This window comes from Lactobacillus kefiranofaciens (genome assembly GCF_900103655.1).
GTDB lineage: Bacteria > Bacillota > Bacilli > Lactobacillales > Lactobacillaceae > Lactobacillus > Lactobacillus kefiranofaciens.
Genome location: NZ_FMXC01000007.1, coordinates 1 through 14,265, shown reverse-complemented (window position 1 = coordinate 14,265; position 14,265 = coordinate 1). Strand labels below are relative to the sequence as shown.

The window sequence follows — 14,265 nt, the reverse complement described above, 5'->3', positions numbered from 1 at the left end:
GTTATTAACTGTTTATTTACATGATCATTATACACTAAGCGCTTACATTAGACACTATTTATTTGATCATCAGCATCCTACTTGTTTTCACGAACAAACTTAGCCATTTGAATACCGGCTTGACGACCGAAAATAACTGTTTCAGCAATTGAGTTACCACCAATTCGGTTATTACCGTGAAGTCCACCAGAAACTTCACCAGCCGCATACAATCCTTTAATTACATTACCATTAGTATCCAAGACTTGGGTTTCAGTATTAATATGGATACCACCCATCGTGTAATGAATAGCTGGATGAATATGAATAGCATAGTATGGACCACGATCAATGGCACGATCCATCCCAGTTGTTCGACCAAACTCTTTATCCTTATGACTCTCAATTGCCTTATTCCAGTCAGCCACAGTTGTCTCCAAGTTTGCCGGATCAACACCAATTTCTTTAGCCAAATCAGCTAAATTATCGCCATGCCTAACCAATCCAATATGATCATAAAATTCTACCGCAGCGAAGTGACCACGTACACCAGAATCAAAGATCAAATATGCGCCATCTTCGTGTAATGAAGTAATTGCATCAGATACAATCTTTCGCGTGCTTAATTCATTGACAAAACGTTGGCCGCTCTTGTTGACCAAGATGGCACCTTCACCACGCAGACCTTCACCAATTAAGTAAACGTGAGGATTGTCGGTATTAGCGGTTGGGTGCACCTGAATAAAGTTCATTTGCATTAGTTGTGCTCCAACGTTTTTAGCCAATTTCAAGCCATCACCAGTAGCGCCTGGTTGATTAGTCGTCTTGTAGTCAACTAAATCCGGTCGATACTTCTTGATAATTTCTTTTGAAGCACCAAAACCACCAGTTGCTAATAAGACCGCTTGAGCCTTAATGGTCTTCTCACCGTCATCGGTGTCTACAACCACGCCATTAACCTTGCCCTTACTATCCTGTAAAAGCTTAGTTACTCTAGCGTTGGTAAAAATATTAACGCCTTGCTTTTTAACTTGCGTGGTCAAACGCGAAGTCAAATAAAAGCCAACTGGTTCCATGGAGCCAGGACGGTGAGCTCTCTTTCTGCTCATCCCTCCAGTAATAGTTAAATCAGTCAACCGAACGCCATATTTCATCAGCCAGCTAATGGCGATTGCTGAATGGCGCACAAAATACTTAAGCATGGCACGGTCATTTAACAAACCGCCACCTTTTAAAGTTTCTTCATAGAAATCGCGGTTGTTGTCAATAATCCCTTCATTCAGTTGAACTAGTGATTCTGAAGCGTTCATCCCACTAGAAGCTCGATTGGTATTGCCACCAGTTTTACCATTTTTCTCTAAAACAACTACATTTAAACCGAGTTCACGTGCTTGCAATGCAGCAGTTAAACCAGTACCACCAGAACCGATGATAACTGCATCATATTTTTTCTTTAATTCTTCGTTATTAGGCATATTTTCTCCCTATTATTCTTCTGGAGTGGACTTATCAACGTTAGTCATCTTCATGTAGTCCATCCACTCATCGTATTGTTCTTCTGTCACTTTACCACTCTTTAAGGCAGCTTCTTTCAAGGTCGTACCTTCTTTATCTGCAGCTTGAGCGATCTTGGCCGCAGCATGATAGCCAATGTGTGGTGACAAAGCAGTAACTGTCATCAATGAATTCTCCAATAATTCATCCATGCGTTCATCGTTGACAGTCAAGCCATGAATCATCTTGTCGGCAAAGCCGGTAATCGTCCCCGTCAAAATGTTACATGAATCAAGGAAGGCAGCAATTAAAACAGTCTTGAAGACATTCATTTCAAAGTTACCCTGTGAGCAGGCAAAGGTAATTGTAGTATCATTACCAAAGACTTTAGCGGCAGCCATTGTTACAGCTTCAGCCTGGGTTGGGTTAACCTTACCTGGCATGATACTTGAGCCTGGCTCATTAGCCGGAATATTTAATTCATGGTAACCAGCACGAGGACCAGAAGCAAGCAAACGAATGTCTTGGGCAATCTTAAACATATCAGCAGCTAAAGTCTTGAGAGCACCGTGCATCACGTCAAGGCCAGAGTGGTGAGCTAAGCCCCAGAACTTGTTGGTCTTAACCTTAAATTCATGACCATAAACTTCGGACAATTTGCCAGCAATTTTTTCAGTCATACCTGGTGCAGCATTCAAACCAGTACCAACTGCGGTGCCGCCGATAGCCAGTTCATAAAGAGTCGGCTTCAATTCTTGAATATATGCTAGATCATGCTTTAAAGCTGAAATGTAACCAGAAACTTCTTGCCCAAAAGTCAAAGGCGTTGCATCTTGAAGGTGAGTACGTCCTACTTTCACAGTCTTCCAGTACTTTTTCTCTTTGATCACTAATTCATCGATTAAGTGCTGAATAGCTGGCTCAAGCTTGTCTAATACTTCCACTGCAACAATATTCATAGCTGTTGGATAAGTATCATTAGATGATTGACCACGGTTAACATCATCGTTTGGTAAAATTTCTAAGCCATGATGCAATTTATTAGCTAAATTAGCAACAACCTCGTTGACATTCATGTTGCTTTGCGTACCTGAACCAGTTTGCAAAACATGAAGTGGAAAGTCTTTACGCAAGTCTGTATCGTTCAACTTTAAAAGATGATCAATAGCATCTTCAATTGCTTCACCTTTTTCTCTAGACTCATCCCCTACTTCAACGTTTGATTCAGCGGCTGCTTTCTTTAAGTGTAAAAAAGCACGAATGATTTGCAGTGGCATTCTTTCACCACTCGGGAAGTTATTGCGACTTCTCTCAGTTTGAGGACCCCATAATGCATCTTTAGGAATCTTAACGGGACCAATAGTGTCACTCTCAATACGATATTCTTCTTCGCTCATAATTTTCCTCCTTATTAAGTGATATAAGGTTTTCATTAATTTTCAATCACCTTTTATAATACCTGTAAGAGCTTTCTTTTTCAATAAAATTAAGATAATGCGGTTACATTTTAAAATATTAAAAAACTTAGCGACATTAGCTTTTTCACCAGTTACTACTGGATAGTTAGCATTGAGGTATGCTGCCTTAACAAAACGGTCGGCAGGAATACTATCACCAGGTAGACCTAAGCTGCCAGTGCCAACGCCCAAAGGTGTCACAGTTTGACCATTTCAATTTTCAACACTGGCATCATGAACATTTAAGCCAGTGTAATTGCCTAAATTGGTCAAATGCCAATTGAAATCAGGACTATTAGTTAAAACACCTAACTTATCTTCAAAGACTTTCAAACCATATTGTTTTGAGTCTTCTACCACAATTGCTTCATTTTGGTCACTAATGATCCAATGAAGCGGAGCAACTGGAAATGAAGAATTAATTGCTTCGTTGACTAAGTTTAAATTCTTCAAAGCTTTTTTAACTTCCTCAACGGTTGAAAAGTTTTCGGTTACCCAGAGCATGATTTCATAAGAAGCCAGGTTGGTCTTCCCTTCAACTGGGCCTGAGCTAAATTGCGCAAAGTGAGGGAAATTCAAACCGGCAATTCCTAAACCGTCTTCGTTATAGCAGTCAAAATATGATGGATAGCCGTCAACAACGATTCCCATCCCAATAACAGCTTTTTTAGTCTTCGTATCCTGCAAAAACTTATACGGCAAAGGATAGTTTCTAGGGGTAATAATAACTTTTTCACCATAATCCTGTGCTACATCTAAGTTGCGACCAAAGTATAGATTACCTTGATCATCTGTAAATCTTAATCCTGTACACATAGTCTTTCCTCCTCAGGCGTTAGCGCCTTTTGCAGCTTGCTCAGCAATATATTTCTTTTGATATTTCTTAATTTGAATAACAGCCACAATTAAAAGGGCAAAGCCGATAATTACAAAGGCCAGCATGAAGTACCAGGCAACGGTAAAACTAGACATTCCCTTAATAATGCCGAATAATGGCGCACCAATCGCAAAACCAATTGCGTAAGCTAAACCAACATAACCTAGCATTACCCCTTGTTCTTTAGCGCCAAACAAATCTTTTGCCATAAAGGCAGGACCTGACATGTAGCTAAATACTGCTAGTCCACAAAAGATCGCATAAGCATAACCGGCTACTCTGCTTTGAGTGGCACCATAAGGCTGCAGACTAACGAAAATCAGCATGGCGATTGATAAGACGTACATGCAAGCTGCATAGGTCATTGATTTAGCTGTGCCGAATTTATCAAACAAGACACCACCAGATACATTACCAATTAAACAACCAACACCATACATTGAGCCGATCAAACCAACATCAGTTAAGGTTAGTTTCGTATCTAGGAAGGCAGCATAGTCTTCATTTAAAGAAGCTAAAGCCGAAAGACCCATACCAATCAAATACATGATCTTGTAGTTAACCTTTTCCAATGCTTTACCAATAAATGGTGAAGCAATTGAAGCAGCTACGGCCCCAAAGGTAAAGATCAAAGTATAAGATGCCAGTGTAAAATGAAATGTATTAACGAGCGGATGAACAAATAACGGCTGAATATTTTGGGCAATCCCATAAGGAATTGCTTGGGTCAGCATACATAGAAAGACCATAAAATATTTATAGCCATTGCTTACTGTCTTTTTCTGGTCAACAGCGACATTATTCCTACTCATTTTAACGTCCCTCTTTCTCTACTAAATCTGTTTTTACTCTGTTTATGTTTATTAAATTAATTGCTTTTGCAACCGCTTAATTCTTAGTGCAGCAATAATCAACAAAATGAAGCCAACTGATACAAAGATCAGCGTAAAGCACCAAGCAATTGTGAAATTAGTCATCCCCTTAATTACGCCAAATAACGGTGCACCGATGGCGAAGCCAACTGCATAGGTCAAACTTACATAACCTAAATTTACCCCCTGAGCTTTAGCGCCAAAGAGACTCTTGGTCATGAAAGCCGGCCCGGACATGTAACTGAATACCGATAAACCACTAGCGATAGCATAACCAATCCCAGCAACTGAATTCATGGAATCGCCGTAAGGATGCACGCTAATTAACAACATTAACAAAATCGAGATTACCAGCATTACTCCAGCATAGGTCATTGCTTTAGCTACTCCAAGACGATCAAATAGATAACCGCCAGAGATATTACCGACAATTCCGGCCATGCCAAAGACGGAACCAATTAATCCTACTTGTGTTAAAGACATTTTGGTATCCAAAAAGGCCGCATAATCTTCATTCAAAGAGGCCATGCCTAGGCCAAAAATCAGAAAACCAATACTAAAAATCCAGAACCACTTCATTTTCAAGACCTCTTTACTAGACCAGCCTTGAAAATCCTGGTTAGTTTGAGCTTTAGTGGCTCTATCTTTTTTATCAATTGCACTAGAAACAATTTCATTACTTTTAGGAACGCGAATGAACAGCGCGATAATTACACCAATAACTAGCAGTGCAATGCTAAAAATAAAGAATGGCATCATTGAAGTTAGATGTCCTGTTTTAGCACCGCCAACCATAAAGCTCTTTAAAATTGCTTGAGTAATTGGCTGTAAGAAAATCTCACCAACAGAACCACCACAAAAGGCAAGCCCTAATGCAACACCACGGCCTTCATCTGGAAACCAGTGGTTAATTACCCAAGGAACACCTTGACCTGAATAAAAAGTCGAACCAACCATACAAATGATGCCAGCCAGGTAAAAGCCAGGCAATTTTGTACTAAGTCCGAAAATCCCATATGCTCCAGCCGATAGAACAATACCGATTAGATACATAATTTTAAAATTAACTTTTGGCAATGCTTTACCAACTAATGGTGATACCAGTGACCCGACAACTGCACCAAAAGTAAAAATCAAAGTATATGAAGCTAATGTAAAATGAAATGTATTAACTAATGGATGCACAAATAATGGCTGAATCAATTGAGCTATTCCATATGGCACTGCTTGCGTTAGCATACATAGGAAAACCATAAAATATCTATAGCCTTTGCTAACTGGCTTTTGGGCAAGCGCCAGTTTTTCATCCATTTTAATCTCTCCTCTCTCACTTTTTAATCGCTTTCAAGACCAATACTATGCTTAATCTAAAAATAACAAATAAAACGACTTATTATTTAAAAATAAAATGCTAAAAGTACGCTTATTTCACATACTCCTAGCATAAGCTACCTAAAATAAAAAAACGCACCTCCTACATTAAGAGATGCATTTTCCTATCTATTTTGATGATTCATCTTCTTAGCAAAGAAGTCACCTACTATTTGTACAATAAAAATTAAAACAATAACTAAAATTGTTGCTGCCAATGTTACGTCATTATTAAAACGATTATAACCATATGAAATTGCAGTATTACCTAAGCCACCAGCACCAATCGCACCAGCCATTGCAGTCAAACCGATCAGCGAAATAATTGTTACTGTGGAAACTCTAATTAGTTCTGAACGTGATTCACGCAAATAAACATCAAAGATAATATCTGATACTGTTGCACCCAAACTTTGTGCTGCTTCGACCTTACCTGTGTCTACGCTTTCTAAAGCAACCTGCACTTGCCTAGCATAAAATGGGAAAACGCCCAAAGTCAACGGAACTAATGCTGCCTTTATCCCAATTTGGGTACCAACAATCTTTTGCGTAACTGGTGCTACAAAGGCCAGCAAAATTACGAATGGAATGGCTCTAAAAATGGAAACGATCTTATCGCAGACATTGTACCAGAACTTATTGGGACGAATGCCATCATCTTTAGTCACTACTAGCAAAACGCCAAAGATGATTCCCAGAATGCCACCGAAGATTGTAGCCCAAAAAGTCATGAATAATGTTTGAAAAATACTAGTTCCCCAGCCGGCATCTCCACCCCAGCCTAACTGAACTACATTTGGACAAACTTTTGCAAACCAACTAATCATCTAAATTCCCCTTTTCATCCAATCTAGTTAAAGTAACATTTTGCTTTTTCAGGAATTCTCTAGCTCGTTCCTGCTTTTCTGCATCACCTTTTACCAATACCACCAAAGTACCAATTGCTTCACCGTTTAACAACTCCACGTTGCCATACAACATTGAAACTTCGACGCCAATTTGCTGATAAAGTTCAATAATAATCGATTTAGTTACGTTGGCGATGCTGTAGACCAACTGATAAACTTCTTCATTTTCAGTCAGCTTGCCTAGATTCAAGGCATCTAAAGTTTGAATTGCTTCAAGACTTCCACCTACAAATCGTTTAGTCAATTCCTTCTTTGGATGCAAAAAGACTTGTCTCAAATTGCCATTTTCAATCATCTTGCCGTGTTCCATCACTGCAACTTTATTACAGATCTTCTTTACAGCGTCCATCTCGTGCGTGATTAAGACAACCGTTAAGCCTAATTTTTTATTCAAGCTTTTTAGCAGATCTAAGATTTGCTGGGTGTTTTGTGGGTCCAACGCACTAGTTGCCTCATCCGAAATTAAAATATCTGGATGATTGGCTAAAGCTCGCGCAATTGCTACTCGTTGTTGCTGCCCACCTGAGAGTTCAACTGGATAAAAGTTTGCTTTATCTTTCAAATCAACCAAGTCAAGCAGCTCCAAGGATCTTTTTTCTAATTCATCATCAGATAATTTAGCATGCTTTAAAGCAAAAGCTACATTTTCTAAAACCGTTGTTTCATTTAATAAATTAAAACCCTGGAAAATCATGCCGATTTTTCTACGCTCTAGCTGTAATTGCTTAGTTGAAATTACCTGCTTACCATTTTTAACAAAATCAACATCATTGACTTTAATATCGCCTGCAGTAGGGTGCTGCAAGAGATTGATGGTTCTAACTAAGGTTGACTTACCAGCACCAGAAAAGCCAACTACGCCGTAAATATCGCTCTTTTCAACATGTAAGCTTACATCATGAACAGCCTGCACAACTTTCCCCTTTTTTTGCGGGAAATCTACATTAATATGATCTAATTGAATAATACTCATCCTTACCCCTCCTACTTAATCTTGATATCCCAAGCAGCAATCTGTGAATTGCCATAAAAATGTTTAGTTAATTGCTTTGTCTTCTTGGTTTGGTAAGCTTTTACTACGTCTTGGTAAAGCTTGTTATTTGCTTGACCCTTCTTAGCACAAATGATGTTAATCCATTGCTTAGAATCTTTGTTGACTGGCTCAATGTAAATAGTTTGCTTATCACCTAAGCCAGCAGGTCCAGCATAGTCATTGTTGACTACTGACGCATCAACGGAGTTGATCACCCGGCCAGTTTGTTCTGCGCCAACCTCTTTCAATTTAAAGTTATGTGGATTCTTCGTAATATCAGCAACAGTAACTAACGCCTTGCCCTTTCTTAAATTGATTAAGCCGGCATTCTTTAATACAAATAAAGCTCTTGATTCATTAGTAGCATCATTAGGAATGGCAATCGTTGCTCCATCTGGCAAATCAGCCAGTTTCTTATATTTCTTAGAATATAAGCGAATTGGTGCAATATAAGTTCTCCCAATAGGAACTACGCCACCACCATTAGATTTGTTCCAAGCTTTTAAGAAGGCATAATGTTGAAAAGCATTTAAATCCACATCACCAGATTTTAAAGCCTTATTGGGTTGGTTATAATCAGTAAAATTTTTGATTTTAATAGTGATCCCATAATCTTCTTTGGCAGTTTTGGCTACACTCTTCCAAATAGCCGCATCTTGTTTGCTTTGTGAAACTACACCTACTACAACTGTCTTATTCTGCGCTTGATTATTGATATTAAGACCAGGTCCAAAACTAAACCAGCCTGCAATCAGAATTAAAATTCCGATAATTGACAAAATAATTGTATTTCTTCGTCTACGTTTTCTCATAAAACTCAACTCCTAATTTATCAATGAAAATAAAAAGAGCATCCACCCCCAAAGGGCGAATGCTCGCGTTACCACCTTTAATTCATTTATCATTCACATGATAAATCTTACTGACTATCAAAAAAATAGTCTGCACTACTAACGGATGCAACTCCGCTGATAGCTAACTATCACTACCAGATATCATTCCAAGCCCATATTCACTAGTTCTTATTTGCTAACTTTCACCACTTTGTTAGCTCTCTTTAAAAATAAGATTCTAGTTACTCAGCTTTTCAAGATACTAAATTTTGATTTGTTATAAATAGACTATCATTATCTTTTAATCTAGTCAATAACTTTTTTCATTTTTATTCAATTATATTTTCTCTGCCGCGTTTATAGGCCTCATGAAAATCGCCAAATGTCATATTCTTCCCTTTTTGGTCAAAAACAATAAATACTTCGCGAATTCCATCCAAGATTCTAGATAGCCAACGGAAAATTGTCGTTGCCGCACAGAACAAGACTGCTAAGATAAAGAGCGCCTTATCAGTAATCATCGACATCGAGAACAAATTATGCAAGAAAATAATTGCTAGAACCAGTCCCACAAAAGAGCCAATCATTACCAGTAAACGAAAACGATTAAGCGGAGCAGAAATGTGATATAACACCATCATTCCTACTGCAATTAGCAATAACGTTGCCGTAGTACCTACATTATTATGATCTAGTTGAAAATAGCCTCCAGCTACTACCAAAATACTTACTGCTAGCATATCAGTGACCCCACCAGGAATTGCTTGTGACAAAATATTGGGAATAAATTGACCGCGAATTCTGTTCTTGTTGCTCTCTAAAGCAAGCAGGAATGAAGGTAGTCCAATTGTAAAAGCCGAAATTAAAGTAATCTGTGATGGCTGTAATGGATAATTAATTACCATGATCAATGAAAAGATTGCCATCAAGAATGAGAAAATATTCTTCACTAAAAATAAGCTTGCTGAACGTTGAATATTATTAACTACCCTGCGGCCCTCATTAACTACTTTAGGCATCCTAGCAAAGTTTGAATCTAGCAAAACCACTTGTGATGCCTGAACTGCCGCACTATTGCCTGAAGCGATAGCAATTGAGCAATCAGCTTTTTTCATAGCTAAGATATCATTTACACCATCACCAGTCATAGCGACTGTATTGCCCTGATTTTGCAATGCTTTAACAAATTTACGTTTTTGCTCAGGCTTCACTCGGCCAAAAACGCTATACTTTTGCATTGCCTCTTCATAACCATCTTCAGGAATTTCTTGCGCATCGATATATCTATCTGAATTTTTAATTCCAGCTTGCTGCGCAACTCTAGAAACAGTGACCGGATTATCACCAGAAATCACCTTGATTTCTACGCCCTGTTTAGCAAAATATTCAAATGTTGCCTTAGCTTCCTTTCTAATTGGATTTGTTAATAGAATATAACCATACACCTCAACCGGTTTTACTAAAGCTGAATCATTTTCGGTTAACACACCTGGATAATTTGCTACAATTAATACTCGGTAGCCCGTAGCCGCATAATGTTCAAACTCAGCCTGATACTCATCAAATTGATCACGCAGAACCATTTCTGGTGCACCAATCAGTAAAGTATGATCATCAAAAATGACACCACTATATTTATTTACGGAAGTAAACGGCAGAATACCGTTGGCTTTCTTGTCATTGTTTTCTGTAAAGAATTCATGTACAGCCTTCATCGTGGCGTTATCCGCCGGCATATTTTGCGCGAAATCACCAATAATCTTATTCAAATTGCCTTTATAGTTCTTCGAAGGAATAGCTTTTTCAACGCTCATCTTAGGTTCGGTAATTGTACCAGTTTTATCCACGCAAAGGACATTGACTCTAGCCAAAGTTTCCACGCTCTTCATATCATGCAGCATTACTTGATTGCGTGCCAGCCGAACTACCGCAAGTGCTAAAGCAATCGTAGTTAACAAATACAGCCCTTCTGGGATCATTCCGATAATTGCTGCTTCCATCGACACAATACTACGATAGAGCGACATCTTATTAATAAAGAAACTCATTGAAAACAATGCAATTCCCAACGGAATAATGATAATGCCGACCCATTTGATCAACTTGTTAATCGAGCGCACCATCTCGGATTGCTCACTACTACCCATTGCTTTAGCCTTAATCGTTAGTTTAGAAATATAACTTTCTTTACCTACTTTTTCCAGCTGCATGTAAGCTGTACCAGAAACAACAAAAGAGCCTGACATCAACTCATCACCAATTCCTTTAGTGATTTCGTCTGCTTCACCGGTTAATAGCGACTCATTTACTCGAATATTGCCTTTTATCACATGACCATCAGCTGGAATCTGATCACCTGTTTTAAGCAAGACGATATCATCCTTAACTAGGTTTTCAATTGATATTTTGACTTCCTGCCCATCACGTAATGCCATAATATCTGTGGTATTCATTACGTTTAATTTACTCAAAATCTTCTTAGCACGAATTTCTTGCACAATTCCGATAACAGTATTCAAAATAATTACCGGTAAAAAAGTCAAATCCTTATAAGCTCCCACAACTACCAATAAAATTGAGAGTACCAAAAAGATTAAGTTGAAGTAAGTAAATAAGTTCTCACGAATAATCTGCTTATTCGTCTTAAATTGGTCATCAACCGCTTTATTTACTTCTCCTGCTTGAATTCTGTGTTCAACTTCCACAGAAGTCAAACCTGTTTCTAAGTTAGTTTTTTCTTCGTTCATTTTTATTACCCAGTAAATATTTTCTCTCGTGACACTATTATACCTAATAATCAAAAAAGCTCGCAATTTTAGCGGGCTTCTTTTCAAGATTTCCTTTGATAAGTTAAAAAAGTATATGGGTATTTATTCTTGCTATCCGAAACATGATGTTCTTTATTAAGCAAAGCGAATTGATCATAATCTATCGCCGGCATCTTAGTATCAGCTTCAAAAACTGCTTCAATCGCCGTTTTTTCCAAAATATCTACCTGATCTATCAGAGCCTTAAAAACTGATGCGCCACCGATGACACACATTTTTTCTTGCTTGTGCTTTTGTATATAGTCATTGATCTCAGCTAAAGAAGATAAAATCAGCACTTGTTTATTATGCTGATACTTTTGCCTAAGTTCCTGACTACTAGTCAAAACAATATGCTTTCTTTGAGGTAATAATTTTGGCAAACTCATGAAAGTTTTTCTGCCCATAATTATGGGATGCCCAATCGTTTTTTCTTTAAAATGGCGTAAATCAGCTGGTAAATGCCAGGGTAAATGCCCATTTAGCCCAATCTGATGTTTTTCATCTTCTGCCCACACATATTCAATCATAACTTTTCCTTTATACGGCAACAGGCGCCTTAATCGTGCCATGATGTTGGTAATCGATTACTTTGATATCTTGCATTTCAAAATCCTCAATCCGCTTTTTCTCAGGATTCAGCCACAATTTAGGTGAATCATAGGGCTGTCGGCTGAGCAATTCTTTTACCTGATTAAAGTGGTTGCGATAAATATGAGCATCCCCTAAAGTATGAACAAATTCTCCTACTTCAAGTCCTGTTTCTCTAGCAATCATACTCAGTAAAAGCGCATATGAAGCAATATTAAAAGGTACGCCTAAGAACATATCGCCACTTCTTTGATAAAGCTGCACGCTAATCTTGCCATCAACTACGTAAAACTGAAACATTACATGACATGGTGGCAATGCGCTAGTTGGCACATCTTCTGGGTTCCAAGCTGTCACGATCATGCGCCGCGAATCAGGCGATTCCCTAATCTGTTTGATTACGTTAGCAATTTGATCAATAAAGCCGCCGTCGCGCTTTTCCCAGTGTCGCCATTGTGCGCCATAGACATCGCCAAGATTGCCATATTTTTGAGCAAAATCTTTATCACTTAAAATTCGTTCATCAAATTTTTTCATCTCGGTTTGATAAACTTGATTAAAATCCGGATCGCTTTGACTTCTTAAGCCAAAGTTAGTCATGTCAGGGCCATCATATTCAGCGCTGGTTACCCAATTTTTAAAAGCCCATTCATCCCAAATATGATTATAATGTTCTAACAAAAAGCGGATATTGGTATCACCACGCAGAAACCACAATAATTCACTTTTAATTAAGCCAAAAGGCACCTTCTTTGTAGTTAGGAGTGGAAAACCTTGAGATAAATCAAAACGCATCTGAGCTCCAAAATAACTTCTAGTTCCTGTACCTGTTCGGTCACTCTTATCATGGCCTTCAGTCATGATTTTCTGCAAAAGATCTAAATAAGGTTGTTCAAGAATTGCCATTTTTATACACCTTTCAAAAATACATTTTTAATTACGATAGCACATATCTTGTATGTTTGATAATGCAAATACCAATATTTAGTGTTTTAAGCAAAAAATAAAAAAAGATGAATCAAATCATTTTTTATTAGTTTAGATTGCTAAAAATAATTGTTGTGAAATGCTAAAACAAACAATCGCTAAACTAGTCGCGCCAATCACATCTGAAGGATAATGAGCCTTTAAGCTCAGCCGAGAAATAATTACCATTACCCATAAAGCAATAACACTAATAATAAAGCCAACACCGAACTCTTTAGCAAATAGCTGCAATAAGATTAGGCCCATTGTAGTCGCACCCAATACATGACCGCTGGGAAAGCTATAACCAGTTTCCATTTTGGAATGCAAAAAAGGGCGCTTTCTACGGATCATCTTTTTTAAGACAATTCCTGATAAGTCAGCAAAACCTAACGTTCCCAACACCCACAGAGCAGTCAGGTCACGTTCCTGATTCAACAAAATACCAGCTAATAATACGTCCCACACAACCATGAGCTTGGGATCATTAATAAAAGCAATTACTTGCCAACTATAACCATCATGCTTTTTTACCAATTGGTGGTGCAGCCAGTGATCCCACATATTAAAGCGACGCGAGGTTTTTATATTAAAAATGAGTAATAACAAAATTGCAGCTGATAACAGCAATACAAGATATCTATCCATTAACACCAATATTTCCTCACCGATTATTATTTGTAACTTCTATTGTAACCAGAATAGTATAAATAATACGCGTGGTGCTAGTTAAATCGTTCTAGACAATAAGCCAAATTATAAGCTAAAATTGCAATTTCTAACCGGCTTTGAAAGCCTATCAGACTACGTGCTCGATTGTTCTCGGCATTGTAATAGGTCAGAAGCGAAAAGTCGCTTTCAATTGTTCTGCGAATAGCCATCAATTGATGATCATTGTGCTTTTTAGCTCCTGTCATATTTTTACGATATGGTGTCCAAAGTTCATAACCCATTTGTTTTAGCTGTTGATGCAGTTCTTTGCCTAAATAGCCTTCGTCGCCAAGAAGATAGTAATTAGATGGATGGGTATTTTCCATCAGTTCAACTGTCTCCCTGGCATCATGAACTGATGCTTTT

Annotated in this window: 11 protein-coding genes, 2 pseudogenes and 1 other annotated feature; all 13 genes and pseudogenes read right to left on the bottom strand. The window is 38.1% G+C overall.

Annotation, left to right across the window (positions count from 1 at the left end; translation table 11 throughout):
* Nucleotides 1–77 precede the first annotated feature (77 nt).
* A complete protein-coding gene (locus BLP58_RS04120) occupies nucleotides 78–1,454 on the bottom strand; it encodes a flavocytochrome c (RefSeq protein ID WP_013854244.1) in 1,377 nt (458 codons plus the stop codon).
* 12 nt (nucleotides 1,455–1,466) lie between these two features.
* Entirely contained in the window at nucleotides 1,467–2,870 is a 1,404-nt protein-coding gene (locus BLP58_RS04115) for a class II fumarate hydratase (protein ID WP_013854245.1), read from the bottom strand.
* Between the two features lie 108 nt (nucleotides 2,871–2,978).
* Nucleotides 2,979–3,746: pseudogene (locus BLP58_RS04110) on the bottom strand (linear amide C-N hydrolase); the annotation flags it as partial.
* Nucleotides 3,747–3,758: 12 nt separating this feature from the next.
* The gene (locus tag BLP58_RS04105) at nucleotides 3,759–4,619 is read right to left on the bottom strand and encodes an MFS transporter (RefSeq protein WP_013854246.1); all 861 of its coding nucleotides are present in this window, start codon (nucleotides 4,617–4,619) and stop codon (nucleotides 3,759–3,761) included.
* A gap of 51 nt (nucleotides 4,620–4,670) precedes the next feature.
* Nucleotides 4,671–5,990, bottom strand: a complete 1,320-nt coding sequence (locus tag BLP58_RS04100) for a conjugated bile salt MFS transporter (protein WP_013854247.1) — start codon at nucleotides 5,988–5,990, stop codon at nucleotides 4,671–4,673.
* Between the two features lie 185 nt (nucleotides 5,991–6,175).
* A complete protein-coding gene (locus tag BLP58_RS04095) occupies nucleotides 6,176–6,877 on the bottom strand; it encodes a methionine ABC transporter permease (protein WP_013854248.1) in 702 nt (233 codons plus the stop codon).
* Entirely contained in the window at nucleotides 6,870–7,931 is a 1,062-nt protein-coding gene (locus BLP58_RS04090; RefSeq protein ID WP_013854249.1) for a methionine ABC transporter ATP-binding protein, read from the bottom strand. The genes BLP58_RS04095 and BLP58_RS04090 overlap by 8 nt, the downstream gene beginning before the upstream one ends.
* Nucleotides 7,932–7,942: 11 nt before the next feature.
* Nucleotides 7,943–8,803 (bottom strand): MetQ/NlpA family ABC transporter substrate-binding protein, encoded by an 861-nt coding sequence (locus BLP58_RS04085; RefSeq protein ID WP_013854250.1) that lies wholly within the window; start codon nucleotides 8,801–8,803, stop codon nucleotides 7,943–7,945.
* Between the two features lie 48 nt (nucleotides 8,804–8,851).
* Nucleotides 8,852–9,091: a binding site (T-box leader), on the bottom strand.
* A gap of 62 nt (nucleotides 9,092–9,153) precedes the next feature.
* A complete protein-coding gene (locus BLP58_RS04080; protein WP_013854251.1) occupies nucleotides 9,154–11,571 on the bottom strand; it encodes a cation-translocating P-type ATPase in 2,418 nt (805 codons plus the stop codon).
* A gap of 83 nt (nucleotides 11,572–11,654) precedes the next feature.
* Complete coding sequence (locus tag BLP58_RS04075; protein WP_013854252.1) at nucleotides 11,655–12,161, bottom strand: dihydrofolate reductase; 507 nt, start codon at nucleotides 12,159–12,161, stop codon at nucleotides 11,655–11,657.
* Between the two features lie 10 nt (nucleotides 12,162–12,171).
* Entirely contained in the window at nucleotides 12,172–13,128 is a 957-nt protein-coding gene (locus BLP58_RS04070; protein ID WP_013854253.1) for a thymidylate synthase, read from the bottom strand.
* A 132-nt stretch (nucleotides 13,129–13,260) separates the two neighbouring features.
* A complete protein-coding gene (locus BLP58_RS04065) occupies nucleotides 13,261–13,836 on the bottom strand; it encodes a phosphatase PAP2 family protein (protein WP_013854254.1) in 576 nt (191 codons plus the stop codon).
* Between the two features lie 77 nt (nucleotides 13,837–13,913).
* Nucleotides 13,914–14,265: pseudogene (locus BLP58_RS04060) on the bottom strand (IS982-like element ISLh1 family transposase); the annotation flags it as partial.

What these genes read in the sequence shown, in the direction of transcription:
- BLP58_RS04120 (WP_013854244.1), bottom strand. Translation starts at nt 1,454, where the DNA reads ATGCCTAATAACGAAGAATTAAAGAAAAAATATGATGCAGTTATCATC.
- BLP58_RS04115 (WP_013854245.1), bottom strand. Translation starts at nt 2,870, where the DNA reads ATGAGCGAAGAAGAATATCGTATTGAGAGTGACACTATTGGTCCCGTT.
- BLP58_RS04105 (WP_013854246.1), bottom strand. Translation starts at nt 4,619, where the DNA reads ATGAGTAGGAATAATGTCGCTGTTGACCAGAAAAAGACAGTAAGCAAT.
- BLP58_RS04100 (WP_013854247.1), bottom strand. Translation starts at nt 5,990, where the DNA reads ATGGATGAAAAACTGGCGCTTGCCCAAAAGCCAGTTAGCAAAGGCTAT.
- BLP58_RS04095 (WP_013854248.1), bottom strand. Translation starts at nt 6,877, where the DNA reads ATGATTAGTTGGTTTGCAAAAGTTTGTCCAAATGTAGTTCAGTTAGGC.
- BLP58_RS04090 (WP_013854249.1), bottom strand. Translation starts at nt 7,931, where the DNA reads ATGAGTATTATTCAATTAGATCATATTAATGTAGATTTCCCGCAAAAA.
- BLP58_RS04085 (WP_013854250.1), bottom strand. Translation starts at nt 8,803, where the DNA reads ATGAGAAAACGTAGACGAAGAAATACAATTATTTTGTCAATTATCGGA.
- BLP58_RS04080 (WP_013854251.1), bottom strand. Translation starts at nt 11,571, where the DNA reads ATGAACGAAGAAAAAACTAACTTAGAAACAGGTTTGACTTCTGTGGAA.
- BLP58_RS04075 (WP_013854252.1), bottom strand. Translation starts at nt 12,161, where the DNA reads ATGATTGAATATGTGTGGGCAGAAGATGAAAAACATCAGATTGGGCTA.
- BLP58_RS04070 (WP_013854253.1), bottom strand. Translation starts at nt 13,128, where the DNA reads ATGGCAATTCTTGAACAACCTTATTTAGATCTTTTGCAGAAAATCATG.
- BLP58_RS04065 (WP_013854254.1), bottom strand. Translation starts at nt 13,836, where the DNA reads ATGGATAGATATCTTGTATTGCTGTTATCAGCTGCAATTTTGTTATTA.